Consider the following 24,118-nt stretch of genomic DNA (forward strand, 5'->3'; position numbering starts at 1 on the left):
CCATAAATATCTAATGCCGTTAACTTTCCTCTTAGAGTAGATTTTTCTTTGCCTATTGAAGGCCTGACATCTAATTCTGAATCAGGCGCAAGGCTTGCCATTCGCTTGCTGCAAGATGCTGCCCAAAAAGGGGAGATTGATCCTTGGGATGTAGATGTTATTCCAGTTATTGATGGATTCTTAGATCAATTAAGACAAAGGATTCAAATCCCAAGGAAAAATTTTTCCTTTAGCTCAGGGGTAGGAGGGACTTTTGAAAAGGATTTGTCTGAGAGTAGTGAGGCTTTTTTGGCGGCTTCAGTTTTATTGGGTTTAAAGGCAGAGATTCTTGAAGCAGAAACTTTCCCTCCAGAATGTGAATTGGATCTTATTGATGAGGGTGATTTCTCTGAGCAAGGATGGCTTGATCCACGGTTGGCAATTCCACAATATCCAGAGCGACATCTTCATAGAAGACCAGTGGCTCCTCCGCCTTTACGAAGGCCAGTTTCACTTGGTGAATTAATAGAGCAACTAGAATCTATAGCTGAATCAATAGAATCTGATGAGTTGAAAAGTCGCAGAAGAAAAGACAAGCGATATAGCGATAGACAAATAATCGAACAAGTCACTTCTCTTGCGCATAGGGAGAAGCTACCTGAAACTACTGCTGCTTTAGGAGTTTTTTTAAATGGATGGGAGCATGCATTGCATTGGATTGATTTTGATTCTTTAGTCTCTCATTGGAAAGTTGTCGCCCCTAAGGATTTAGATACTGATCGAGTTGGAGTTTTTTGGGCTTTATTATTTTTATGTTCACAAGGCAAGGTTGAGCTGGAGCAAGAGTCATTTTTATATGGTCAATTAAGAATCAAAAGGATTCTCGAACACGGAATGGTTGCCCAGCTTCCATTGAAAAATTATGACGTGCCAGCTGTTTCTCCGGCCGCGGCATAGTGGTAGCTTTATATAACAGACTATTTTGTCCTAGTTAACGAGGAACACAACGCCTATGAAGGCGATGATCCTGGCGGCCGGCAAAGGAACACGTGTCCAGCCGATCACTCACGTGATCCCAAAGCCAATGATTCCAATTCTTCAGAAGCCTGTTATGGAGTTTCTGTTGGAACTTCTAAAGGAGCATGGCTTCAAGGAGGTCATGGTTAATGTTTCTCATTTAGCCGAGGAAATTGAGAATTACTTTAGAGATGGCCAAAGGTTTGGAGTGGAAATTGCTTATAGCTTTGAAGGTCGTATTGAAGATGGAGAATTAATAGGAGATGCCCTGGGATCTGCTGGCGGATTAAAAAAAATTCAAGATTTCCAAGAATTTTTTGACGATACCTTTGTTGTTTTGTGTGGTGATGCTCTGATTGATTTAGATCTTTCTGAGGCAGTTAGACGGCATAAAGAAAAAGGTGCTTTGGCAACATTAATTACTAAGCGAGTTCCTAAAGATCAGGTCAGCAGTTATGGCGTAGTAGTTACTGATAAAGATGATCGTGTTAAGGCATTTCAAGAGAAACCTTCTTTAGACAATGCTTTGAGTGAAACCATTAATACAGGTATTTATCTTTTTGAACCAGAAATTTTTGAACATATACCTTCTGATCAACCATTTGATATTGGGTCGGATCTTTTCCCAAGACTGGTCGAGATGGAAGCTGCTTTTTATGCACTGCCTATGGACTTTGAATGGGTTGATATTGGTAAAGTTCCTGATTACTGGAAAGCCATTAGAAGTGTCTTGCTAGGGGAAGTTCGTCAGGTAGATATCCCAGGGAAAGAAGTCAGACCTGGAGTTTTTACTGGACTTAATGTCGCGGCAAATTGGGACAAAATTAAAGTTGATGGTCCCATATATGTTGGAGGAATGACTCGCATTGAAGATGGAGCAACTATTATTGGCCCTTCAATGATTGGCCCGAGCTGTTGCATTTGTGAAGGAGCTACAATTGATAACTCAATTATTTTTGATTATTCCCGTATTGGCCCTGGAGTGCAATTGTTGGAGAAATTAGTTTTTGGAAGGTATTGTGTTGATAAAAATGGTGATCACTTTGATTTGCAAGAAGCTGCTTTGGATTGGTTGATTACTGATGCCAGAAGGCAAGATTTAGGAGAACCTTCTCCTCAGCAAAAGGCAATGGCTGAATTATTAGGAACTGATCTTATTGGATCTGCTTCGTCGTGATTTTAAGATTTGCTTGATCAAGGATGTTAGGAATTAATCGCTCAGCTTTTACTGCCATTATGTGGACTCCTTTTGCGATCCCAGTAAAACTTTTGACTTGTTCGGCTGCTATTGCAATGCCTTCCTCCAAAGGGTTGGAAGAATCATTAAGTCTTTGAATAATGGTCTCTGGGATTGAAGCACCAGGAACAACTTTATTGATAAATGCAGCATTTTTGGCAGATTTCAATAAAAAGACCCCAGCAAGGACTGGTAATTCAAGCGGGGTAGCCACTTCTTTGCAAAAACGTTCAAGAACCCTTGGATCCATTACCATTTGTGTCTGTAAGAAATGAGCCCCAGCATTTTTTTTTCTTTCTAATCTTTTCATTAAGCTATTTAAACTTTTGCAATTCGGATCGGCTGCTGCGCCCGCAAATAAACGTGTTTGTCCATCAGGTAACTCTCCTTTGACAGGATCTTTGCCCTTATTGAATGCAGAAACTTGCTTGAGTAGTTGAATAGACTCGAAATCATGAACAGGTCTTGCATTTAATTGATCTCCAACTCTTACAGGGTCACCTGTCAGGCAAAGCACATTTTTAATCCCTAAAGCATTGGCCCCTAGAAGTTCTGCTTGTAAAGCAATTCTGTTTTTATCTCTACAGGCTATTTGTAAAACAGGCTCTAACTCTGCCTCTAAAAGCAATTTACATACAGCAAGACTGCTCATTCGCATTATTGCTCTGCTTCCATCTGTGACATTAAATGCGTGGATACGCCCTGCAAGGTTGGACGCTATATCAATGGCCTTAGAGGCATCTCCACCCCTTGGAGGCATTATCTCCGCAGTAATAGCTGCGCCCTCAGAATTAAGAGCGTTTTCGAGGACTGAATTCAATTGCTTTCTAATGAGATAATTACTATCGCTTATCAAACAGCCTAGTTTGCCTAATATGAAATTAATAGGCTTATAGGAGGGCATGTTTTCAGGGGATTTCTCTAATTCAGGTCAAATGTCCCTCTCAGCAAGGGAGATGGAGATCATTGAATTGGTCGCTGATGGTTTAACCAATCAGGAAATAGCTCAAAAGTTAACCATTAGTAAACGAACAGTTGATAATCATGTAAGCAATATGTTTACAAAGACTGGGTCGAAAAATCGGGTTGCTCTTCTAAATTGGGCAATGGACCATGGGAAGATTTGCAGGGATGGCTTTAATTGCTGCTCGTTGCCCGACGACGATGAATCTTCTTTGATGGATGAGCGTTAACTTCTATAAAATTGGTTTCTGGTAAATCCATTAAGGAATACTCTCCTTTTTGGAGTTCAAGGAGCTCTGCATAAGCTTCACATGCTTCTTTGTCATTGCATGAGAAACGCAGGATTCCTTCTAGGTCATATAAAGCAAACAAATTTATTCCCTCCCAGCATTTGCTGAATGGCTAGCCGAAGAGACCGGCTAAGAATATAAAGAGAATCTAAAGGATTATCGCCAATTTATCTAGGGCCTTTTATGTATTGGGTTCCTTGGTAGGCCAATTTGCAAAGGGTGTTTTGGCTAGTGCGGCATTGCTATATCTTCTCAGCCCTGTTAATTCCTTCCTGCACCAAGGTGGAGGGCATATTTTTGATGTAGTTGTCTCTAGTTCTACTTCTGCAATTATTAATGGTGCATTTTTTTCTTTAAAACAATCAACAACCCATATACCTGGCTGGAGATCTAGATAATACCTTTGCTTGGCAACTTTATGCTTTAAATGTTTCCACATTGTTTCTGCATCATCAATTGGAACAGAGTATTCAAACTCAAGTGTTTCTATACCAGGCAATGAATTTTTGAGTGTTAATATTGCATTCTTATTATTAATAATCCTTATCCGTGTAATCCATTCTGAAAAATTGGTTGCTAGATATCCTTGGCGAATATCTTCACTCTGTGTTGTCAACTCTTTCCAATCTTCACCTTGAACAAGAAATCTTCTTTCAATCTCAATAGGCATTTGATTAATTAAGGGAGAACAGTTAGTTTGAAAAACTTCCAGCCCAATGAAGTTTTTGTGTGAGGGTTCTATAGTAAGAAGCTCTTTGATCGAGAATTAAAAAATGAGCATTGTGCCTAGCTCTTTTTATTAAACATTGATCGCCTGGATGCATTAGAGAGCTGCTCATACCGTCTTGCCAAAGTTTTACTTTTTGAGTGGTATCTCCTAGTGGCTTGATTACTAGTTTAGAGCCTGAAGGAATAACAATTGGCCTGCTAGAAAGACTCATTGGGCATATTGCACTTACAACAATTCCTTCAATATCTGGATGAAGTATTGGCCCACCACTAGCCATTGCATATGCGGTAGATCCAGTAGGTGAGGATAAAATTAACCCATCTCCTCTATAAATATCTACCGCTTCTCCATCTATGGCTAACTCTAGTGAACAAGTTGGTGAAATTTCATCACGATAAGAACGAAAATAAAAGTCATTTAATGCCCAAAAATCTTGTTTAACGCTCTTCTTAATGTTGCTCGATACTAATTCAATACTTGCCTGGAGCATCATGCGACAATCAAGAGCAAAATGATCAGAGCTAATTCTCTCCCAAAGATTTTCACTATTTAATAATGTTTTATCGTGAGTAAGAAAACCAAGGTTTCCACCAACGTTAAAACTTAAAATTGGAATTTGATTTAATGCTAGATATCTAGAAGCTGCAAGGACTGTTCCATCTCCGCCAAGAACAATAGCTAGGTTAGGCAAATTATTTTCTGAACTTAAAGAATCAGCTAGAGAATTTGACGCTAAATTGCTTTCAAAGGTTTTAACTTTTATACCAATTGATTGCAATTTTTCTGAGCAATTAGAAGACTCTTCCTGCGCTAAATTACTATTTGATTTATATATTATCCAGACTAAATCTAGTTGCATATTTAGTAATTATTTACCATTTTAGTAAGTTAAAACTTTCCATATCTACGGTTGTTCTATTTCTATATAAGGATATTAATATTGCCAGTCCTACTGCAGCTTCCGCTGCAGCCACAGTAATCACAAAAACAGTAAAAACTTGACCTCTTATAAGATTACCATCTATATAAGACGAGAAAGCCATTAGATTAATATTTACAGCATTAAGCATTAGTTCTATGCTCATAAGTACTCTTACAGCATTACGACTATTTATAAGGCCCCAAACGCCTATGCAAAAAAGAATTGAGGCAATTATAAGGTAACCTTCTAATGGAATTGGTGCAGAGTTATTCATTATTATTTAGAAGTTTGGTCAATTAAAATTGGATCATTTGCTTTTTCAATAAGATTTTGATTTACAGAGTCGCCTGTACCAACATCACTGATTAAAACATCTCTTCTGGCTAAAACAATTGCTCCTATCATTGCCATTAGTAAAAGTACTGAAGCTAGCTCAAATGGTAATAAATAATCGCTAAATAAATGTTCACCAATTCTTTCAGTTGATAGTTCCCCTATTGCGGGAGGTCCAGGGGTTGCCCAATTGGTTGTTAAATCCACTCTAAATAATAAGATTAACAAACCACCGCAAACACCTGCAGAAAGTAGCTTTCTAATTTGCAATGACTTAATTGGCTTAAGCTCTTCTTTTTTATTAACTAGCATAATTGCAAAAAGTATCAGAACATTTACAGCTCCTACATATACAAGAACTTGAGCTGCTGCAACAAAACTTGCATTTAACAAAAGATATAACCCAGCTACACCCATAAAGACTCCTCCTAAGAGGAATGCTGAATAAACTATGTTATTTAGCAATACCACACCTATTGATCCTCCTATAACTATTAGTCCAAGAATAAGAAAACAGAGTTGCTCAGTGCTTCCAGCAATTGTCATTAGCCTTCCCCCATCTTTTTTGATTTAGTTGGTTCTGTGTTGCTTAATTCTTGTTTATTTGCTTCTTGATTCATTAATTCTAAAACTTGCGAAGGTAATTTTCCAGCTCTAGCTTCGCTTGGCTTGAGATCGTGGGGATCCATTATTTTTTCAGGAAGATAAGCAAATTCTCTAAGGGGCTTCACAGATGGATCGGTAGTGACACTTGTGGGTAATCTACCTAAGGCAACATTGTCAAAGTTTAAGCTATGTCTATCAAATGATGCTAATTCATATTCTTCAGTCATTGAAAGACAATTAGTTGGGCAATATTCAACGCAATTTCCACAAAAAATGCATACTCCGAAATCAATGGAATAATTTCTTAACTCTTTCTTTTTTGTTTCTTTATTCATTACCCAGTCAACGACAGGAAGATTAATTGGGCATACCCTGACGCAAACTTCACAGGCTATGCATTTATCAAATTCATAATGAATTCTTCCGCGATATCTTTCCGAGGGGATAAGTTTCTCATATGGATATTGAACAGTTATTGGCCTTCGTCCCATGTGATCGAAAGTCACCGAAAGTCCTTGTATCAAGTACTTCCCAGCACTAAAGGCATTTTTGGTGTATTCAGTTATTTGTTGAAAGAACCCAGCCATTTGACTCTTGCGTAAGCGTGTATTAAGGCCTGTATAAATTTTACTAGTCCTTTCAACCTCATAGGTATTACTGCTTATTTAAATTATTATTGGATTGCTGCCTAATGTTGTTACCTTTTTGATTAACCCCCAAATGCAATAGGAAATGCAAGTTTTAGCCCAGCCGTAAAAAGTAAATTTACTAGTCCAATTGGTAGCAAGAATTTCCAACCTAAGTCCAATAATTGATCAATACGAACTCTGGGAGTAGTCCATCTAAGCAAGATTGCTAAGAAAACCAATAAATATGTCTTTAATACCGTCATTACAATGCCTAGAGTACCTGTAAAAACTTGGACTAAAGGCGTGTTAAGACTTTGACCAAATAATTGTGTCATCCATTCCACAGGAATAGGAAAGCCCCAACCTCCTAAATAAAGAACTGATACTAATAATGCTGATAAAACAAGATTTATATAGCTACCAAGATAGAAAAGAGCAAATTTCATACCTGCGTATTCAGTTTGATAACCCGCGACAAGCTCCTCTTCTGCTTCAGGAAGATCAAAAGGAAGGCGTTCACATTCCGCTAGAGCACATATCCAGAAAATTAGAAAGCCAACGGGTTGTCTCCAAATATTCCAACTTAAAAATCCAAAACTATTTTGTTGATTAACAATATCGATTGTACTTAAAGAATTACTCATCATAACTACCGCTAAGACTGATAGAGCTAGAGGGATTTCATAACTAATTGATTGAGCAGCTGCTCTTAAGCCTCCTAATAATGAATATTTGTTATTAGATGCATAACCACTCATTAGTAATCCAATTGGTTGAATACTGCTGAGAGCTATCCATAAGAAGATACCTATGCCAACATTACTAATAAGTAGATTTTGCCCAAAAGGAACAATTAACCAAGAGAGTATTACAGGGACTAATACTAAAATTGGACCTAATGTGAAAAGAGTGCTGTCTGCTTTGGCGGGTATTATGTCTTCTTTAACAAGTAGCTTTAAGCCATCAGCCATAGGTTGAAGAATGCCCAAAGCCCCCGCATATTCGGGGCCAATTCGTTGTTGTGCTGCTGCTGAAATTTTCCTTTCAAGCCAAACTGTTACTAGTACACCAATCAATGCAGAAGTTAAAACTAAAAGCATTGGAAGTGGCAGCCAAAGCACATGAGCTAGCTCTTGTGACAGACCAAATCCTTTAAGAAGATTGTTGAAGCTCAATTCAAGGTCTAATCCTGAATTCACTAAAGTTCCTAGATCTATCTGAAGGTTAGTGAACATTGCTTTTTAAGACTTCCATTTAAATTTAGTCGTATTCAGAGCTGGGTCTATCTTCTAGTGGAATCCATGACCTTTCTTTTTGACCTGTATAAATCTGTGTTGGTCTGAAGATTCTATTGGCACTAAGCTGCTCTCTCCAATGAGCAAGCCAACCAGCAACTCTTGAGATGGCAAAAATAGGAGTAAATAGATCTTTGGGAATCCCTAGTTTTCGATAAACCAGTCCAGAATAAAAGTCAACATTTGGATAAATACCCTTTGGCCCAAGTCTAGGACTGGCTTCTCTTTCTACAGCTTTTGCAACTTCATACATTTCATCTTTGCCAAACCTTGCAAATAATTCTTCGGCAAAACCTTGTAAAAGACTAGCCCGAGGGTCTTTTACTTTGTATTCACGATGACCAAAACCCATTATTTTACTTTTGCTTTTAATTGCCTTGTCTAAATAAGGTCCTGCGTTTTGAGGTGTCTTGATCTCTTCAAGCATTGCTATTACATCTTCATTTGCCCCACCATGCAAAGGGCCTGCGAGAGTTCCTACAGCAGAAGCGATAACCGCATATGGATCTGTAAGGGTGCTAGCAGTCACACGTGCACTAAAAGTACTTGCATTAAGACTATGCTCTGCATGCAAAATTAAACAACGATCAAATATCCTTGCTGCAAGTGGGTCAGGCTCTTGCTCAGTAAGCATGTAAAGAAAATTCGAAGAATAAGGCAAATTATCTTTGGGCTGTATAGGGTCTTGACCTTTCCGGATTAATTGGAAAGCAGCAACCATTGTTGGAATCTTTGCAATTAGGCGCACTACGGCATCGTAAATATATTTCGGATCATCAATTGCTCGCCTGGAATAAAAAAGACCTAGAGATGCAGCACTTGATTGAAGTGCATCCATAGGATGACCAGACTCTGGGAAGCATTTCATCATATCCCTAACTCGAAAGCTAAGTCTGCGATGCATTTGTACTTCTTTTTCAAAATTTTTGAGTTGATCTGAATTGGGCAGTTCACCCCATATCAGAAGGTATGTGGTTTCTAGAAAACTACTTTTGGCTGCTAGCTCTTCAATTAAGAACCCTCTATATTTCAATTCTCCTTCATGCCCATTAATGTCGCAGATGGCAGACTGAGTAACAGGTACTCCTTCCAGACCTGGTTTTAAAGCAATACTCTTTTGCTCTTTCATATTGTCTATGACTAGTTGCCTGAATAAATCTCCTTTATAAACATACTTCCAAATATCAACTTCTTAGAAAAGTACCAAAGATCATTTCTAGAGAGAAATTATTTCCACTGGTCAAAAGCAGCTTCATTCCCTTAGATGATTAGATTTCTTTGGGCTTTGAACTTTGATTAGTTCTTTCTGTTAAAACGGTACGAAAGTACTCTTAACCCATTGCAAGCATTCCCTGGATATGAATTCTCTGAGGGTGGTTATCGTCTGGTATTAATATTGCTATACCTACACCTTTTAAATTTGATTGTAAAGAATGACCTATGAAAGCTTGAAAAAGCACCCACGGTTTCCATGCTTTTAATTCATTTTGAGCTGTATTACTGCCTAGGAAAATTTGATGGAATACATAATTATTCTTTATTACCAACTCTTGAAATCTTTTGATTTGAGGACTTAACAGTATCTCTTCCCCTTCACTTCTCTCTTGAAGAGCATTAGCTTCTTTGCTCCACCAATTTGATTCATTACCTTTATAAAGAATGATTGGAATTTCTGTTTTTAATTTGTTATATGTATCAAAATTATTAATCAGCATTTTAGACCACACTTCTATATCCTGACTGCCTAAAGATAGAGAAGTTCTTGTATAGTTTTCCTCTAAAAGTGTTTCATTTACTTCACTCTCTTTAGCAGCATCATTTGTACCTACTACCCAGCCATTTTCCTTGTTCAACCAAACAAATGGACCTTTTCTGGAATCTGCTATTAATCTTAAAGCTTGATTATTGTTTTTATCAATATAGTTTCTAAAAATAGGACCTATCAATTTAGATAAAGGATCTTCGTTATCTTCATTGATTAATTTAAACGGATCATTTATTACTGCAATGTCTTTGACCTCTCCCTTGGTTTTATTGATAAGGTATTTCCAATCTTGATATTCATTTTCAAATGGGGGCAGAACCTTCTCATTCAGGAGGAATATACTATCAATTAGTAAATCCGACTTATCAATTTTAAATGATGCTATTAGTTTATCATAATTAATTGTACTGGTAATTTCTAAAGGGATTCCTAACCATTCATCTATACCTTTTTTAGATGCATATACCATGCCAATCCCCTCGTCAAGATTTTCAATCTGTCTTCTTAAGTAATCGTCGTCGAATTGACTATCTACTGATTTTATGGAAGTATCAATACTATTTTTAATGACATCTATGTTTGGGCTAATCAGTATTAAATTATCTTCTACTAAAGCAGTTGCTAATTGAGTTATATTTTCCCCAAGTGGTTGTTTGTATCCAGAATTTATAGTAATATTATTATAGTTTTCATTGTTCACTATAGTCTCATTTAGTGATTTTTTTCTCCAATAATTCTCAATAAAATCATTCAAATTAAAATCACTTTTGCTTTCTAGTGCAAGAATCCAATCCACTTTTTCTGTAGAAGTTTCAAGTATAGATAAACTCAACCTAGGCTCTATCCATTCTGATAAATCATTATCAAAGTCTAGTCCTGCCAGTGCGAACAGTCCATCCCTCAGTTGAGTCGCTTTATGGTTGGCTTTAATGCTATTTTTCTGCGTGCTTGCCGCCTCTATATAACTTGGGAATTGAATTGGGTCTACATTTAAATGAATTGTTAAAGGAGCTTCTTTTGGTAAGTACTTAGCTGCTTTTGGGATTTCTAAGAAATCAGCTTTTATATTGGTTGGACTTCTAAGAGAGGATTGTCTCTTGATTCCATAGAATATGATCAAAAATATTAGGACTACTAAACTGAATCCAATAAGGAAGGGGCGAGCCTTCATACTTAGGTAAATGTTTAGTTCTTCTTTCTTATAAGCCTTTAATCTCTTTCTAGTTGACCTTAATAACGAAATGAATCAGAAAGTTCCAAGAAATATCACTGCAATAGATTTGGATAAATGGTTAAGAGATGAACCAGAGAAGCCGGTTTTGGTAGATGTTCGTGAAGACAACGAAATTGAAATTGCAAATTTACCCCATAAAGTTGAGTATTTGCCATTAAGCAGAATGGGCGAAGTAGCAGTTGAATTCTTGTCTAGACTATCTAGTGATCAATCTGTGGTGATTTTTTGCCATTCAGGCATCAGAAGTTGGAACTTTGGATGTTGGATGATCGAACAAGGTTGTAACTGTGAAGTATGGAATCTTCTTGGAGGCATTGATGCATGGAGTGAAGATGTAGACAGATCGATTCCTAGATATTGAAATGGTGTAATGAGTAATTATTCATCAAAGTTGAGAGCCAATTTTTTCTGCAACAGTATTAACATCCTTATCGCCTCTCCCTGAGCAATTGATTACTAATTCGGTACCTGGGGGAAGAGTAGGGCAAAGCTTTTCTAACCATGCAAATGCATGGGAAGTTTCTAATGCTGGAATAATTCCTTCTAATTGACTTACTAGCTGAAGAGCTTTCAAGGCTTCTGCATCTGTTACCGCAACATATTCTGCACGCCCTATTTCCTTGAGATAACTATGTTCAGGACCGACTCCAGGGTAATCAAGACCTGCGCTAATTGAATGAGCTTCTTGAACTTGACCATCTTTATCTTGCAGAAGCAAGCTCATTGCACCATGCAGTACGCCAATACTTCCTTGAGTGATAGTTGCAGCATGCCGCGGTGTGTCAACGCCTTCACCTGCAGCTTCAACACCAATCATTCTTACAGACCTGTCTTGGACAAATGTATGAAACAACCCCATAGCATTAGAACCACCTCCTACACAGGCCATAACCAAATCGGGAGAGCGTCCAAAAGCTTCTTGACATTGTTTTTTGGTTTCTTCCCCAATCACAGAGTGAAAATCTCTAACAAGCATTGGATATGGATGTGGACCAGCGACTGACCCAAGAATGTAATGCGTCGTTTCAACATTTGTAACCCAATCTCTAATAGCTTCGCTTGTTGCATCCTTTAGTGTTGCTGATCCTGAGGTGACTGGTCTAACGTTGGCTCCTAGGAGTTGCATACGAAAGACATTTAAGGCTTGTCGCTCCATATCTTGTTTGCCCATATAGATAATGCATTCCAGTCCAAACCGAGCACATACTGTTGCCGTTGCCACGCCATGCTGACCTGCGCCTGTTTCTGCAATGATGCGCTTTTTCCCCATCCTTAATGCTAAAAGGGCTTGCCCTAGGGCATTATTGATTTTATGAGCACCCGTATGATTCAAATCTTCTCTTTTTAACCAAATTCTTGCCCCCCCTTCTTCCCTTGCGTAGTGATCAGTCAACCTTTGTGCTTCATATAAAGGCGTTGACCGACCTACATAAGTTTTTAGTAAATGACTTAGTTCTTTGGTGAAAGATGAATCTTTCCAAGCCTCCTTAGCTTGATTTTCTAAATCTAATAATGCTGGTATCAGTGTCTCGGGTACATATTGCCCACCAAATTTGCCGAAACGACCTGAAGCGGATGGGCGAGCACTTGTCACAAGATCAATATCTTTGGGTTGTGAAGGGATCGTGCTTGTCACCAGAAAAGTCCGAAAATAGAGATTAAATTGCTCATTTACAAAATGCCAAAAGGAAGTTGGCGTGAATTTGAGAATACTTCAGAAAAAAAGGTCTCTCATAATTCATATAAAACTCAGTCTAAGGCTGAATTACCAGTTCGAGTACAAAAAACTCGTGTAGGTAAAGGAGGGAAAACTGTCACTGTGATTACTGGACTTGATATAGGAGAGCTTGAATCAAAGAAGCTTTTAAAAGTTCTTAAGGCAAAATGCGGAACTGGTGGAACTTTTAAAGAAGGTTTGCTTGAATTACAAGGAGATCAAGTCATCATTGCCTTAAATATTTTAGAGAAAGAGGGTTATCAACCTAAAAAATCTGGGGGTTGAATTTTATTTTTGACCTATTCAACGAGAGAATGGTTGGAAGTTTCAAAATATTTATGACTTCCGCTTCAGAAGAAGGCCTAGCCTCAAAAGCTAAAAATATTGTTTGGCACAACGCTTCAGTAACTAGAGAGGCGATTTTCAGTCAAAGAGCCCATAGGAGTGTCATTCTCTGGTTTACAGGCTTATCTGGTTCTGGTAAAAGCACTTTGGCTAACGCGGTTAATTCTGCTTTGTTTGAAAAAGGATTTGCTACATATGTACTTGATGGTGACAATATTCGTCATGGATTATGCAAAGATCTTGGCTTTTCTAATTCAGATAGAGAAGAAAATATTCGTCGAATAAGTGAGGTTTCAAAACTTTTTCTTGACGCGGGAATAATTGTTTTGACTGCTTTTGTTTCACCATTTCGCTCTGATAGAAATAAAGCTAGAGAGCTTGTAGACACAGGAGACTTTGTTGAAATTTTTTGTACAGCTGATTTGAAAGTTTGTGAAGAGCGTGATACAAAAGGTTTGTATTCGAAGGCGAGGAAGGGTGAGATTAAAGACTTCACAGGTATTTCAAGCCCTTATGAAGAGCCATTATCTCCTGAATTGAAAATTCCTACAGGTACTCAAAATTTAGATGATTGTGTAGAGGAGGTCATTAACAAATTAAGAGAGATGAAAGTATTTTAAGAATTATACTTATAAGATTAATTACATATTAGAAATATATTTTTTGACTCCTAATTCATTTAATTTTTTATCTTTATTTACTACCATCGCATGTAATTTTTTTCGATAAGCGGCAATTTTTATTTGAAGGGCTTTATCGTTGGTACTTAAAATTTGCGCCGCTAGCAAACCTGCATTTAGCCCACCTCCTATGGCTACTGTTGCCACAGGGATACCTTTAGGCATCTGCACAATGGAATATAAAGAGTCAACACCAGATAAAGATTGAGTGCTTACTGGTACTCCTACCACTGGAACTGTTGTAAGAGATGCAATCATCCCAGGTAAATGAGCAGCTCCTCCTGCTCCAGCAATAATTACCTTTAATCCTATTGATTCTGATTTCTTTGCAAAATCAATCATCTCTCCAGGTGTCCTATGTGCGGATAGGATCCGCACATCAATGTCGATTTGCAATTCTTCTAATAAACTTATTGCAGGCTCCAATGTTGGCAAATCTGAATCGCTGCCCATCACAACAGCTACAAGTGCTTTTTGCTCAGCATCTTCGGAAGACAAGTTTCTGGAAGCATGGTTCATTATTAATAATGACTAGAGCTAACTAATCGCGCATTAACTTTGAAAGAGTAATGCAATCTTCATTATGTATAGGATTAACAATATTCGGCTTCCATCGCCTTCTTCAATTAAAGAAAGAGCTCTTTGGTCAATTTTAGTTGATCAAGAAAGTATTGTTCACTCCATTGATTTAATGCCGCTTACGTCTAGCCGTGAAAGCTGCATTAGCTGGGATGGCGATTGGTTAAGTCCCATGGCGATTGATCTTCAAATTAATGGAGGTCTTGGGATTGAATTTAATCAGCTCAGTGGTAAAAAGGTTTCAACACTTTTTAATCTACTAGATAAACTTTGGCTCGAAGGTGTGGATGCAATTTGCCCAACATTGGTAACTAGTGAAATTAGTCAAATAAGGAATTCTTTAGAGGTTTTGCATCAAGCAAGAAAGTCCCATAGCTCTCAAGCTTGTAAAATTCTCGGTGCTCATCTTGAAGGTCCTTTCTTATCAAAAGAATATTTTGGGGCACATAACTCCAATTATTTACTTAGTCCAACTCTTGAGAACTTAGAAAAAATTATTGAGGGATATGAGGAAGATATAGCTTTAGTTACTCTTGCTCCTGAATTACCTAGAGCTGATGAGGTTATTAAAGAGCTTAGGCGGCTTGGAATCATTGTTTCTTTAGGTCATTCTGCTGCAAATTCGGATATTAGTTCTAGGGCATTTCAACAAGGTGTAAGCATGATTACACATGCTTTCAATGCCATGCCAGGGATTCATCACAGATTTCCTGGTCCATTAGTTGAGGCTATGATCAATGGTGAAATAGCTATTGGTTTAATAGCTGATGGTATTCACGTAGATCCTAAAGTTATACAAATTATTCAAAAGTTGGTTCCAGATAAGATTTTTTTAGTTAGTGATGCTTTAAGTCCTTATGGCCTTTCTGGAGAAAAGTTCTTCTGGGGGGAGAAACCATTAAATGTGAACGATAATGTTTGCAAACTTGAGGATGGAACTTTAGCTGGGACTACTTTGCCTTTATTAGAAGCATGTATTCGGATGGCTAAATGGACAAAGCAATTTTCAACTTCTATTTGGGCAACTACTGTTTCTGGTCGAGTTGCCTTAGGAAGAGGGAAAACCATTCAAGACTTTATTGTTGGAAAATCCTTGAATCAACTTTTGAGATGGCATTTAGATTCTGCGTCAGAGCAACTCACTTGGAATCATGCAAAGTAGGATCTACTACCGTAGTAAGTTATTTCTATGAGTAATGAGAGTCAGAGCCAGCTGAAACAGGCTGAAAAAGAGGATGTGGTCAAATATTTTAATGGGACTGGATTTGATAGGTGGAATCGTATTTATAGTGAAAGTGAAGATGTGAACAAGGTACAACGCAATATTCGAATAGGTCATCAAAAAACGGTTGATGATGTGTTGTCTTGGATCAAAGAATCAGGAGATTTGAGTTCAATGAGTTTTTGTGATGCTGGCTGCGGTGTCGGAAGTCTTTCTCTGCCATTGCTTTCATTAGGTGCTGGTTCAATTGCTGCTAGTGATATTTCTGATTCAATGGTTCAAGAAACGAAACGTCGCACAAAATTTGCAGGTTTTGATTTGGATAAAATTAGTTTCAATACTTCTGATCTTGAGAGCCTTAAAGGGTCTTTCCATACTGTTATTTGCCTAGATGTTTTTATTCATTACCCTCAAAAGGCAGCTGAAGAAATGGTCCAACACCTTTGTTCTCTCAGTAAGGAAAAGTTGATAGTTAGTTTTGCCCCTTATACCCCATTGCTTGCAATATTGAAAACCATTGGTCAGTTTTTTCCTGGTCCTAGCAAGACAACAAGAGCTTATATTTTGCGTGAATCAGGAATCATCAAAGCTGCAGAGAACAATGGCTTTAAAGTTTTTCGTAAGAAATTAAACCAGGCGCCATTCTATTTTTCTCAATTAATTGAATTTAGAAAAGGATGAGTGCAATTGTTTTTTATATTTAAATTCTACTGACTAGATCAATTTGATAATAATTTTCAGGTCACAAGATTATTCTCCAGGGCATATCTAACAAGTTCTGTTCTACTTGATGTGCCAGTTTTGATAAATAATCTACTTACATATTTTTCTACATTCCTAATTGAAGTTTCAAGTTTTCTTGCTATTTCCTTATTCATTAGCCCTTCTGCTACAAGTTGGAGAACGCTCTCTTCCCTAGGAGTGAAATTGGGAATTGTTGAGTCTTTTTTAGAATTGCTAGCATCTCCTTGCGTAAGCATTGAGCGAATTTCAGTGATTTGTTTAGCCATTTGACTTACATCAGTATCTGCAAACCTTGCAGCTTCAGTTAATAACCTCTCTTGTCTTTTAACTACATTTTTTACACGAGCAATTAATTCATCTGGGTCAAAAGGCTTTGGAATGTAGTCATCAACTCCAGCTTGGTATCCTTGCGTTCTGTCAATGGTCATGCCTTTGGCAGTCAAAAAGATTACTGGTGTCCCTCCAAGCCTTTCATCTTCCCGTAGTCTTTTAAGAAGTGTATAACCGTCACAACGAGGCATCATGACGTCACTGATAATCACGTCAGGGATGGTTTGTTGAGCTTTTTGCCAGCCTTCTTCACCATCAATGGCTGTTGATACATCGAACCCCTCATCTTCTAGATAAGCTTGGACAGCATTTCTCATGCCAGGTTCGTCATCGACCAATAAGATGCGAGGCTGCTTAAGCACATCTAATTCGGATTTTTGTGATTCACTCATAAATTCAAGAATTAAGACTTGTAGAGAATCTAGAAGCGATATCACTCAGGATATTGATGTTGTAGTGATTTTCACGAGGGGGGTCATGCCGGAAAAACCACTGGACTTCGACTATCAATCCACAACCCCTTGTTCTCCTTTGGTTCTTAAAGCCATGGAGCCCTATTGGGAGGCCTTTTGGGGTAACCCATCCAATAGACAGAATCGCGCAGGCATTTATGCATCAGCCGCTATATCTAATGCTCGCGAAACGTTAGCGTCCATCCTAGGAGTGTCTCCTGAATTGGTTGTCTTTACTAGTGGAGCTACAGAATCTAATAATTTAGCTTTGCTAGGTCATGCACGAGCAGAAGCTTTGAAGAATGGTAAGCCTGGCCATTTGATTACACTTAAAACTGAGCACAATTCAATTCTTGACCCTATTTTACAACTTCATAGAGAGGGCTTTAGTGTTACTCAATTATCTACTAAATCCGATGGCTTAATTGATTTAGAAAAATTAGAAGATGCATTTGAAGATGATACATTTATGGTAAGTATAATGGCCGCAAATAATGAAATAGGTGTAATTCAACCCATTCCTAAAATAGCGTCATTATGTAGTAAATATGGAGCTTCTCTGCATAGTGATGGTGCTCAAGCGTTTGGCCATTTACCAATAAAACTAGATAGATTAGGAGTTGATTTATTTAGTTTGAGTGGTCATAAGATCTATGGTCCAAAAGGTATAGGTGCATTAATTATTAACAAAGATATGCCTATACAACCTTTGCTTTGGGGTGGTGATCAAGAGCAAAATCTAAGGCCAGGAACTATACCTGTGCCATTAGTAATAGGCTTAGCCAAAGCGGCCGAGATAGCGTATAAAGAGCAAAAAGAAAATTCTTTAAAGCTATCTTCTTTGAGAAATCAGTTATGGAATGGCTTGAAAAAAGATATACCAGACTTGCTTTTAAATGGATCATTAATAGAGCGTCTTCCTCATAATCTTAACTTTACAGTATTAAGAGTAAATGGAAGAAAATTGCATAAAGAATTGCGGCGATTTATCAATTGTAGCAGTTCATCTGCCTGTAGTAATGGCTCGCCTTCCCATGTCTTAAGAGCACTTGGTAGAAACTCTATTGAAGCTGAATCTTCTTTAAGATTAAGCTTAGGAAGAGAAACAACTATGGAAGAAATTAATAAGGCTATTAGTATCATTTCAGAAGTCATTAAGCAATTGAGGTGTTGACCGACTATATTTTCTGAGAAATTCGTAATTTAGCACTACGACTTCTTGGATTCAATGATATTTCTTGGTTGCTTGCGAGTATTGGTTTACGTGTAAGTATGTCTAGCCGATCATCATTTTTAAATGCATGCTTTACCAATCTGTCTTCAAGAGAGTGGAAGCTAATAATGGCAAAAATACCGCCCGGTAAAATCCATTCTGGTGCCTTCTTTAGAAGCAAGGAAAGAACATCTAATTCTTTATTAATAGCGATTCTTAGCGCTTGAAAAGTTTTAGTAGCAGGATGAATTCGTCTATGCCTTAATTTTTGTGGGTAACAGCCTGATATTGCATATGCTAATGATTTTGTGCCTGAATAAGCTCCTTTATTCGCTAAGTCATCTTTGATTTTTTTTGCAATTCTTCTCGATAGCTTTTCTTCACCATACTTAAAGATTATATCTGCTAAATCTCTTTCACTTAAGTCATCAATTAAGTCTGCAGCAGTAATCCCCTCAAACGGATTCATTCTCATATCTAATGGACCATCTTTTTGAAAACTAAATCCTCTTGTTGCTTCATCTAATTGAGGACTACTGACTCCTAGATCTGCGAAAACCGCGCAAAATTTTTCAGCTGAATTGAAGTTGGCAAAGTTAATATTGTTAACTTTTGCTCTATTTTTATAAATTTTTAGCTTTTGAGAAGCAGCTTTTATTGCTTCTGGATCTTGATCAAGTCCAATAACACTGATGCTCGGAAATTCCTTTAGCACTAAGGAAGAATGCCCTCCACCACCAACAGTTGCATCAAGCATTAAGCCTTGTTCTTTTAGATTCTCGGGTAGTTTTGCTATTAATTGAATCAGCTCATTCGCAAGCACAGGTGTGTGATTGAAATTAGAAGTGGCAACTTTTGATTCTTCTTGCATGACTGCTCCCTAATATCAAAGTATTACTTTTAAGTACAGGCCGCATGTCGCAGCTTGAAACGCGAACAGAGCCAATGGTGGTCAATTTTGGCCCCCATCATCCTTCAATGCATGGTGTATTGCGTTTAGTAGTCACACTTGATGGTGAAGATGTAATTGATTGTGAGCCAGTAATTGGTTATCTCCATAGGGGTATGGAGAAAATTGCTGAGAATCGAACAAATGTGATGTTTGTTCCATATGTCAGTCGGATGGACTATGCGGCGGGGATGTTTTATGAAGCAATTGTGGTTAATGCCCCAGAGCGGTTGGCCAACATTGTTGTACCAAAGCGAGCTAGTTACATCAGAGTCTTGATGCTTGAACTTAATAGAATTGCCAATCATCTTCTCTGGCTGGGTCCTTTTTTGGCTGATGTAGGCGCTCAGACCCCTTTCTTTTATATTTTTAGAGAACGGGAAATGATTTATGACCTTTGGGAGGCTGCTACAGGTCAAAGATTAATTAACAATAATTATTTTCGTATAGGCGGTGTTGCTTGTGATCTTCCTTGGGGATGGCTTGAGAAATGTAAGGATTTCTGCGAATGGTTTGGCCCCAAGATTGATGAATATGAAAAATTGATAACTAATAATCCAATTTTCCGCAGACGAATAGAGGGGTTAGGAGCTATTTCACGTGAAGATGCGATTAACTGGAGCCTTTCTGGGCCTATGCTACGTGCTTCCGGAGTTGCATGGGACTTGCGCAAAGTAGATCATTATGAGTGTTATGACGACTTTGATTGGTCTATTGCCTGCGAGAAAGAAGGTGATTGTTTTGCTAGATACCGAGTCCGAATTGAGGAAATGAGACAGTCGTTAAAGATTTTGAAGCAAGCATGTGACATGATTCCAGGAGGACCTACTGAGAACCTAGAAGCTTCACGTACACTCGAAGGAAAAGGTGGAAGCCTAGGAGGTTTTGATTACCAATATCTTGCTAAGAAAGTTGCGCCAACTTTTAAGATTCCTAATGGAGAACTTTATACGCGTTTAGAGTCTGGGAAAGGAGAAATTGGTGTATTTATTCAGGGTAAAAACGATGTCACTCCATGGAGATTTAAAATCAGAGCTGCAGATTTAAATAATTTGCAAGTTCTCCCTCATATTCTTAAAGGTGCAAAAGTCGCGGATATTATGGCTATCCTTGGCTCAATTGATGTGATCATGGGTTCAGTAGATCGCTAAATTTTAGATACTTTGCTCTCTTCTGATTGGCTGCATCTTAAACGTGTTGTTCGTTTTGGCGAAACAGATTCCGCTGGAGTTGTTCACTTTTATCAGATTTTTCGTTGGTGTCATGAAGCTTGGGAAGAAAGTCTAAATAGGTTTGGAGTTAACGCATCTGAAATTTTTCCAAATATTCTCGATAAAACTCATGAGCCTTTAATAGCAATTCCTGTAGTGCACTGCTCTGCTGATTTTTGGAAACCACTCAGAACCGGAGACAATATTGAACTCGAACTTTTGCCTAAAACAATAACTTTAGGTCGATTTCAAATTTTGACTAAATTCAAGCGGGGCTCGGAATATGTCGCTGAAGGTCTAGTGCATCATCAAGCTATTAATTCAAGAACAAGAGTTTCCTGTGAATTATCTGGTCCAATTAAAGCTTGGTTAGAGGCATCAGTACTGGATTAACGAGCTTTAGATTTTAAAATTTGTTCGTTACTACCTTGATTTTTAACATTGTTTTTTCTTCTTCTTACTTTCTACCCAAGATTTCCATTTTAGTATTTCCCATTTACCGCATTCATTAGTTTTCAGTTCTGGACATATATACCAATTCATAGGGCGTTCGCAAGGAGTCCACTCCCCAACCAGTTGCTCAAGTTTATTAAAAATATTTTCTAAGAGTTTTTTATCGATATTTTCTTGTAGACGTACAAGGGAGACCAATCTTTCTCCCCACTCTGCATCCTGAACTGGTATAAATAAAAGCTCTTTAATTGGCAAATTATTTTTCTTACAAGCATCAAGTAAACGATGCTTTAGTACTTCAGGGAAGATGGTTTCTCCCCCTGAATGGATTGCAGTATCAACTCTTCCTATGATTCTCAAATGATTATTACCTTTATAGTTAATTAGCTCTGCAAAATCTCCCGAATCCCACCAACCATTATTTAAGGTGATTTTCGCTATCTTTCCTTCTTGAAGAAAGGAATGTACTAACCTTGGTGTTTTGATTTGTAAGCGTTTGTTTTCTCCGATGCGTAATTCAACATCTATTAATGGCCTGCCCAAATTAGTTTGACCTGCAAGGAAGTCGTCAGGCCTTTGAGCAGTCACCATTGCTGTTGTTTCACTCGCTCCATAGCAGGGTGATAATCGAATACCTAAATTTCTTGAATTATGAATTAGGTTTTTCGATATTGGTGCGCCGCCTATCCATATAAGATTGAATGACTGAAGCCATGTTATACCAGCTGGGCATTGTAATAATCGATTGAGTTGAGTCGGTACTAAGGATGTTATTTTTGATAATTCCCTATTTTTCAAGAAAGGATTGCAAGCATCTATTAGTTCTTGCGGATTTTTCATTATCGAAGGCTTGATGAACATCTGCTGTGAACCCCAGCAACGACTACGCCACCACGACATCAATCCACTTACGTGATGTATTGGTAGCGTATGAAAAATGAAACACTTTGCAGGATTTATCTCTTGTGTTTCCAGCCATCTCTTCGTAGCAAATGCCGATTGGTTTAGATGACTAACTGGTAGTAGACATTGATGAGATATTTGTGTACTTCCTCCACTGTTCATAATTATTCCGGGACCTTTTGGGAGCAACTCCTTTGCAATATGAGTTGTTTGTTTATATTTAGTTGTTAACTGAACCCATTCCTCTTCTATTATTGCATGATCAATTTTTGTAGAACATTCTTTGGCAAATTCAGGGTCACATGTAATTCGGATTATATTGTTCATGCTGCTTTCCATACTAATTTTGGATTAGCACTAAATAAATTATCAACTGGACACCAGCCTGGTGCCATTCCTGGTGCGGTTGGGGTAGCTCCTTTTGCTTGCAGACCTGCAAAGTGATTTACCCAACGCAGACCAATTCCAGTCTCGAAAGATGTGCTAATAGCTATATATCTACTGTCTTTATGCATTGTCTTTAATAAGAGTCTTGGATCACCTTCAAGTGTTGGTCTACGTATTTGCCAACTGTCCCAAGTTCCTCTTAGCGAAGGTGTGGATAGGAGTGATTCATCGAGGGCAATGGGCATTTTTTTAGAAAGCTCTTGTAACCCTGCAATATCATTTGCTGGTAATGGTTGTTCTATCCATTCAATTTTAGGCTCTAGGTATAAATTGTTGACCCAATCCATAGCTTGTGCACGTTGCCATCCACCATTCACATCTAATCTTAGACGGCACTCGTTTGGAAGGATAACCAGGATGTCATGTATTAATTTCTTTTCAATTTCGTTGGAATAATTACCGACCTTCCACTTAAAAGTTAACTTTTGCTGTTGATTTTTATTGCTTTTCAATATTGGCATCAATGTTTCTATTGGAGACTTATCAGTTGGTAATAGAATTGCCGACTTTGGTGATGGAAGCCATTCTTGAGTGGATTGACTACCTATTAGACAGTCTAATTCTGCCAAGGCGGCTCCGATCCCAAATCCTAATGTTCCTGGCCAACTTCCGATATCCTTTTCAAGTTGATTACGTGTTGGCGAATTGCCAATCTCTTTCAATATTGATTCACAGATTTTTAATTCTGATTTCTCTATTGGAGCGACTTCGCCCCATCCAATATGTGCATTGTCATCTTGAATTTGTATCAAAAAACCTGATTTTGACTCAAGAATACCCTGAGAAGTTTTTAGAGGTCTCAAGAGTTGAAAATAAAATGGTTTAGTTGAAAGATACAAGGACATACATACCTTTACAGAGAGTTGGCCAAGTGAATGCCCAGCGGATGTGCTATCGCAATTCCTAAGCTCAGCCCTAAACCATTAAGGGTTTGAAAACGTAATGCTAAAAATTTACTTTCGCTGAGAAGGAGCTGATTGTTGTGATTTTCTTTCAGTAAACGTATTAGTGATATTGCTGACGGAAGAGCTATTGCACTAAAAAGAGCTGTAATAGGGAAATGGCCTAAAAAGATCGGTATCCATTCGACAATAAGGCTAACAATTATGATCCATGGCACTAGTGTGGCTGCTTGTTTAGTACCTAGCCTGACTAAAAGGGTTCTCTTGCCATGCTTAGCATCTTCTTTTACTTGGTGGAACTGTGCACAAAAGAGGACTAATGATGTGGCTAGTGCTGGGCCTGCGCCCAATATGGTGGCTGTAATCCATGGGATTGAAGCTTGATTGGATGTATTAGGCGAAAGTACTAATAATGCTGCTGCTGTAGCAAAGGGGCCAAAAGCAATCCAACACAAAGATTCTCCCAAGCCTTGATATCCGAGCCTAAAGGGAGGACCTTGATATAAATATCCCAGAATACAACTTCCTAGCACTAGTAATAAAACTGAGGGATCACTTTTCATGGCTAGTATTGACATCATTACAAGACCTAAAAGCAGTGTGAAATAGGCCACATTCCTAACAAGTTTTTTTCGCCCTGTAAGTGCTACAACAGAGTGGAACTTGAATTCATCGACCCCAGTTTCTGCATCAAAAAGATCATTGGTCAGGTTCTCCCATATCAATAAAAGAATTGACGCCACTAAAAAACCTATAAATTGGTCAAAACGAATGATTTCTCCATTGCCTAACTTCCACCCTGCAGCCAAAAGCACTGGCATCACAGCTACGGAATATAAAGGCCATTTGATTGCTTTTCTCCAGAGCTTTTTTTGTTCTCTTTTGGAGGAGTGAAGTGATGCAACAGCATTTTGATCTTGCATTGGTTTTTGATTTCCTCCCTTTAGTCTGAATAACGGTGTATACATTTG

The 24,118-nt window shown here is 38.1% G+C and carries 27 protein-coding genes; 11 read left to right on the plus strand and 16 right to left on the minus strand.

The window, feature by feature from the left end; all coding sequences use genetic code 11:
- Positions 1–48: 48 nt before the first annotated feature.
- Both O5635_RS07350 and O5635_RS07355 read left to right on the plus strand, forming a co-directional pair.
- Complete coding sequence (locus O5635_RS07350; protein ID WP_036901620.1) at positions 49–936, plus strand: segregation/condensation protein A; 888 nt, start codon at positions 49–51, stop codon at positions 934–936.
- A 55-nt stretch (positions 937–991) separates the two neighbouring features.
- Entirely contained in the window at positions 992–2,173 is a 1,182-nt protein-coding gene (locus O5635_RS07355; protein ID WP_036901618.1) for a nucleotidyltransferase family protein, read from the plus strand.
- Here the strand turns inward: O5635_RS07355 and O5635_RS07360 are convergent.
- A complete protein-coding gene (locus tag O5635_RS07360) occupies positions 2,151–3,053 on the minus strand; it encodes a methylenetetrahydrofolate reductase (RefSeq protein WP_036902057.1) in 903 nt (300 codons plus the stop codon). The genes O5635_RS07355 and O5635_RS07360 overlap by 23 nt on opposite strands.
- Before the next feature lie 82 nt (positions 3,054–3,135).
- Here O5635_RS07360 and O5635_RS07365 point away from each other — a divergent pair, with 82 nt between their 5' ends.
- Complete coding sequence (locus O5635_RS07365; protein ID WP_036901614.1) at positions 3,136–3,426, plus strand: helix-turn-helix domain-containing protein; 291 nt, start codon at positions 3,136–3,138, stop codon at positions 3,424–3,426.
- A 241-nt stretch (positions 3,427–3,667) separates the two neighbouring features.
- Here O5635_RS07365 and O5635_RS07370 read toward each other — a convergent pair whose 3' ends face one another.
- The 8 genes from O5635_RS07370 to O5635_RS07405 form a co-directional block, all read right to left on the minus strand.
- Positions 3,668–4,156, minus strand: coding sequence for a CYTH domain-containing protein (locus tag O5635_RS07370; RefSeq protein ID WP_036901611.1), 489 nt, complete (start codon positions 4,154–4,156; stop codon positions 3,668–3,670).
- 22 nt (positions 4,157–4,178) lie between these two features.
- Positions 4,179–5,075 carry an NAD(+) kinase gene (locus O5635_RS07375; protein WP_036901608.1) on the minus strand — a complete coding sequence of 299 codons (897 nt, stop codon included), beginning with the start codon at positions 5,073–5,075 and terminating at the stop codon, positions 4,179–4,181.
- Between the two features lie 13 nt (positions 5,076–5,088).
- Positions 5,089–5,412 carry an NADH-quinone oxidoreductase subunit NuoK gene (nuoK, locus tag O5635_RS07380; protein WP_036901605.1) on the minus strand — a complete coding sequence of 108 codons (324 nt, stop codon included), beginning with the start codon at positions 5,410–5,412 and terminating at the stop codon, positions 5,089–5,091.
- A gap of 2 nt (positions 5,413–5,414) precedes the next feature.
- Positions 5,415–6,017, minus strand: coding sequence for an NADH-quinone oxidoreductase subunit J (locus O5635_RS07385; RefSeq protein ID WP_036901602.1), 603 nt, complete (start codon positions 6,015–6,017; stop codon positions 5,415–5,417).
- Positions 6,017–6,664, minus strand: coding sequence for an NAD(P)H-quinone oxidoreductase subunit I (ndhI, locus tag O5635_RS07390; RefSeq protein WP_036901601.1), 648 nt, complete (start codon positions 6,662–6,664; stop codon positions 6,017–6,019). Before ndhI ends, O5635_RS07385 begins: the two co-directional genes overlap by 1 nt.
- Before the next feature lie 122 nt (positions 6,665–6,786).
- On the minus strand, positions 6,787–7,905 hold the full coding sequence (gene nuoH, locus O5635_RS07395; protein WP_193742013.1) for an NADH-quinone oxidoreductase subunit NuoH: 1,119 nt from the start codon (positions 7,903–7,905) through the stop codon (positions 6,787–6,789).
- Between the two features lie 61 nt (positions 7,906–7,966).
- Positions 7,967–9,130 (minus strand): citrate synthase, encoded by a 1,164-nt coding sequence (locus O5635_RS07400; protein ID WP_036901597.1) that lies wholly within the window; start codon positions 9,128–9,130, stop codon positions 7,967–7,969.
- A 202-nt stretch (positions 9,131–9,332) separates the two neighbouring features.
- Positions 9,333–10,937: a DUF3352 domain-containing protein gene (locus O5635_RS07405; RefSeq protein WP_036901595.1), complete on the minus strand. Its 1,605-nt coding sequence runs from the start codon at positions 10,935–10,937 to the stop codon at positions 9,333–9,335.
- Positions 10,938–11,007: 70 nt separating this feature from the next.
- Between O5635_RS07405 and O5635_RS07410 the strand changes: the two genes are divergently transcribed.
- Positions 11,008–11,361: a rhodanese-like domain-containing protein gene (locus O5635_RS07410; RefSeq protein WP_036901594.1), complete on the plus strand. Its 354-nt coding sequence runs from the start codon at positions 11,008–11,010 to the stop codon at positions 11,359–11,361.
- A gap of 24 nt (positions 11,362–11,385) precedes the next feature.
- Here the strand turns inward: O5635_RS07410 and trpB are convergent, their stop codons facing one another.
- Positions 11,386–12,636 carry a tryptophan synthase subunit beta gene (trpB, locus tag O5635_RS07415; RefSeq protein WP_036901592.1) on the minus strand — a complete coding sequence of 417 codons (1,251 nt, stop codon included), beginning with the start codon at positions 12,634–12,636 and terminating at the stop codon, positions 11,386–11,388.
- A gap of 42 nt (positions 12,637–12,678) precedes the next feature.
- Here trpB and O5635_RS07420 point away from each other — a divergent pair, with 42 nt between their 5' ends.
- Positions 12,679–13,002, plus strand: coding sequence for a translation initiation factor (locus O5635_RS07420; RefSeq protein ID WP_036901591.1), 324 nt, complete (start codon positions 12,679–12,681; stop codon positions 13,000–13,002).
- A gap of 53 nt (positions 13,003–13,055) precedes the next feature.
- Positions 13,056–13,682 (plus strand): adenylyl-sulfate kinase, encoded by a 627-nt coding sequence (gene cysC, locus O5635_RS07425; protein ID WP_036902055.1) that lies wholly within the window; start codon positions 13,056–13,058, stop codon positions 13,680–13,682.
- 21 nt (positions 13,683–13,703) lie between these two features.
- Here the strand turns inward: cysC and purE are convergent, their stop codons facing one another.
- Entirely contained in the window at positions 13,704–14,261 is a 558-nt protein-coding gene (gene purE, locus O5635_RS07430; RefSeq protein WP_241462939.1) for a 5-(carboxyamino)imidazole ribonucleotide mutase, read from the minus strand.
- A 64-nt stretch (positions 14,262–14,325) separates the two neighbouring features.
- Here purE and O5635_RS07435 point away from each other — a divergent pair, with 64 nt between their 5' ends.
- Together O5635_RS07435 and bchM are read left to right on the plus strand one after the other, a co-directional pair.
- The gene (locus O5635_RS07435; RefSeq protein ID WP_036901588.1) at positions 14,326–15,483 is read left to right on the plus strand and encodes an N-acetylglucosamine-6-phosphate deacetylase; all 1,158 of its coding nucleotides are present in this window, start codon (positions 14,326–14,328) and stop codon (positions 15,481–15,483) included.
- Positions 15,484–15,510: 27 nt separating this feature from the next.
- Positions 15,511–16,224, plus strand: coding sequence for a magnesium protoporphyrin IX methyltransferase (bchM, locus tag O5635_RS07440; RefSeq protein WP_036901585.1), 714 nt, complete (start codon positions 15,511–15,513; stop codon positions 16,222–16,224).
- 56 nt (positions 16,225–16,280) lie between these two features.
- On the opposite strand, the gene O5635_RS07445 is transcribed toward bchM, so the two are convergent.
- Positions 16,281–17,009 (minus strand): response regulator transcription factor, encoded by a 729-nt coding sequence (locus tag O5635_RS07445; RefSeq protein ID WP_036902050.1) that lies wholly within the window; start codon positions 17,007–17,009, stop codon positions 16,281–16,283.
- 85 nt (positions 17,010–17,094) lie between these two features.
- On the opposite strand from O5635_RS07445, the gene O5635_RS07450 reads away from it, so the two are divergent.
- The gene (locus O5635_RS07450; RefSeq protein ID WP_036901583.1) at positions 17,095–18,243 is read left to right on the plus strand and encodes a cysteine desulfurase family protein; all 1,149 of its coding nucleotides are present in this window, start codon (positions 17,095–17,097) and stop codon (positions 18,241–18,243) included.
- A 4-nt stretch (positions 18,244–18,247) separates the two neighbouring features.
- Here the strand turns inward: O5635_RS07450 and rsmH are convergent, their stop codons facing one another.
- Complete coding sequence (gene rsmH / locus O5635_RS07455; protein ID WP_269607397.1) at positions 18,248–19,153, minus strand: 16S rRNA (cytosine(1402)-N(4))-methyltransferase RsmH; 906 nt, start codon at positions 19,151–19,153, stop codon at positions 18,248–18,250.
- 44 nt (positions 19,154–19,197) lie between these two features.
- Between rsmH and O5635_RS07460 the strand changes: the two genes are divergently transcribed.
- Both O5635_RS07460 and O5635_RS07465 read left to right on the plus strand, forming a co-directional pair.
- Entirely contained in the window at positions 19,198–20,382 is a 1,185-nt protein-coding gene (locus O5635_RS07460) for an NAD(P)H-quinone oxidoreductase subunit H (RefSeq protein ID WP_036901581.1), read from the plus strand.
- Positions 20,383–20,394: 12 nt separating this feature from the next.
- On the plus strand, positions 20,395–20,835 hold the full coding sequence (locus tag O5635_RS07465; protein WP_036901579.1) for an acyl-CoA thioesterase: 441 nt from the start codon (positions 20,395–20,397) through the stop codon (positions 20,833–20,835).
- A 42-nt stretch (positions 20,836–20,877) separates the two neighbouring features.
- On the opposite strand, the gene O5635_RS07470 is transcribed toward O5635_RS07465, so the two are convergent.
- From O5635_RS07470 to menA, 3 genes are read right to left on the minus strand one after another with little or no spacing between them, the layout of a single operon-like run.
- Positions 20,878–22,125, minus strand: coding sequence for an AMP-binding protein (locus tag O5635_RS07470; RefSeq protein ID WP_036901578.1), 1,248 nt, complete (start codon positions 22,123–22,125; stop codon positions 20,878–20,880).
- Positions 22,122–23,048, minus strand: a complete 927-nt coding sequence (locus tag O5635_RS07475) for an o-succinylbenzoate synthase (RefSeq protein ID WP_269607400.1) — start codon at positions 23,046–23,048, stop codon at positions 22,122–22,124. Before O5635_RS07475 ends, O5635_RS07470 begins: the two co-directional genes overlap by 4 nt.
- 50 nt (positions 23,049–23,098) lie before the next feature.
- On the minus strand, positions 23,099–24,070 hold the full coding sequence (menA, locus tag O5635_RS07480; RefSeq protein ID WP_036902048.1) for a 2-carboxy-1,4-naphthoquinone phytyltransferase: 972 nt from the start codon (positions 24,068–24,070) through the stop codon (positions 23,099–23,101).
- Positions 24,071–24,118: the final 48 nt, after the last annotated feature.

Origin of the sequence: Prochlorococcus marinus str. MIT 0919 (assembly GCF_027359375.1) — a bacterium.
Lineage (GTDB): Bacteria > Cyanobacteriota > Cyanobacteriia > PCC-6307 > Cyanobiaceae > Prochlorococcus_D.

Coding starts and splice junctions, on each gene's coding strand:
- O5635_RS07420 (WP_036901591.1), top strand. CDS start 12,679: ATGCCAAAAGGAAGTTGGCGTGAATTTGAGAATACTTCAGAAAAAAAG.
- O5635_RS07445 (WP_036902050.1), bottom strand. CDS start 17,009: ATGAGTGAATCACAAAAATCCGAATTAGATGTGCTTAAGCAGCCTCGC.
- O5635_RS07385 (WP_036901602.1), bottom strand. CDS start 6,017: ATGACAATTGCTGGAAGCACTGAGCAACTCTGTTTTCTTATTCTTGGA.
- O5635_RS07405 (WP_036901595.1), bottom strand. CDS start 10,937: ATGAAGGCTCGCCCCTTCCTTATTGGATTCAGTTTAGTAGTCCTAATA.
- O5635_RS07355 (WP_036901618.1), top strand. CDS start 992: ATGAAGGCGATGATCCTGGCGGCCGGCAAAGGAACACGTGTCCAGCCG.
- O5635_RS07450 (WP_036901583.1), top strand. CDS start 17,095: ATGCCGGAAAAACCACTGGACTTCGACTATCAATCCACAACCCCTTGT.
- O5635_RS07400 (WP_036901597.1), bottom strand. CDS start 9,130: ATGAAAGAGCAAAAGAGTATTGCTTTAAAACCAGGTCTGGAAGGAGTA.
- ndhI (WP_036901601.1), bottom strand. CDS start 6,664: ATGGCTGGGTTCTTTCAACAAATAACTGAATACACCAAAAATGCCTTT.
- O5635_RS07370 (WP_036901611.1), bottom strand. CDS start 4,156: ATGCCTATTGAGATTGAAAGAAGATTTCTTGTTCAAGGTGAAGATTGG.
- nuoK (WP_036901605.1), bottom strand. CDS start 5,412: ATGAATAACTCTGCACCAATTCCATTAGAAGGTTACCTTATAATTGCC.
- O5635_RS07410 (WP_036901594.1), top strand. CDS start 11,008: ATGAATCAGAAAGTTCCAAGAAATATCACTGCAATAGATTTGGATAAA.
- O5635_RS07435 (WP_036901588.1), top strand. CDS start 14,326: ATGTATAGGATTAACAATATTCGGCTTCCATCGCCTTCTTCAATTAAA.
- O5635_RS07365 (WP_036901614.1), top strand. CDS start 3,136: ATGTTTTCAGGGGATTTCTCTAATTCAGGTCAAATGTCCCTCTCAGCA.
- rsmH (WP_269607397.1), bottom strand. CDS start 19,153: ATGCAAGAAGAATCAAAAGTTGCCACTTCTAATTTCAATCACACACCT.
- menA (WP_036902048.1), bottom strand. CDS start 24,070: ATGCAAGATCAAAATGCTGTTGCATCACTTCACTCCTCCAAAAGAGAA.
- purE (WP_241462939.1), bottom strand. CDS start 14,261: ATGAACCATGCTTCCAGAAACTTGTCTTCCGAAGATGCTGAGCAAAAA.
- cysC (WP_036902055.1), top strand. CDS start 13,056: ATGACTTCCGCTTCAGAAGAAGGCCTAGCCTCAAAAGCTAAAAATATT.
- O5635_RS07460 (WP_036901581.1), top strand. CDS start 19,198: ATGTCGCAGCTTGAAACGCGAACAGAGCCAATGGTGGTCAATTTTGGC.
- O5635_RS07470 (WP_036901578.1), bottom strand. CDS start 22,125: ATGAACAATATAATCCGAATTACATGTGACCCTGAATTTGCCAAAGAA.
- O5635_RS07375 (WP_036901608.1), bottom strand. CDS start 5,075: ATGCAACTAGATTTAGTCTGGATAATATATAAATCAAATAGTAATTTA.
- bchM (WP_036901585.1), top strand. CDS start 15,511: ATGAGTAATGAGAGTCAGAGCCAGCTGAAACAGGCTGAAAAAGAGGAT.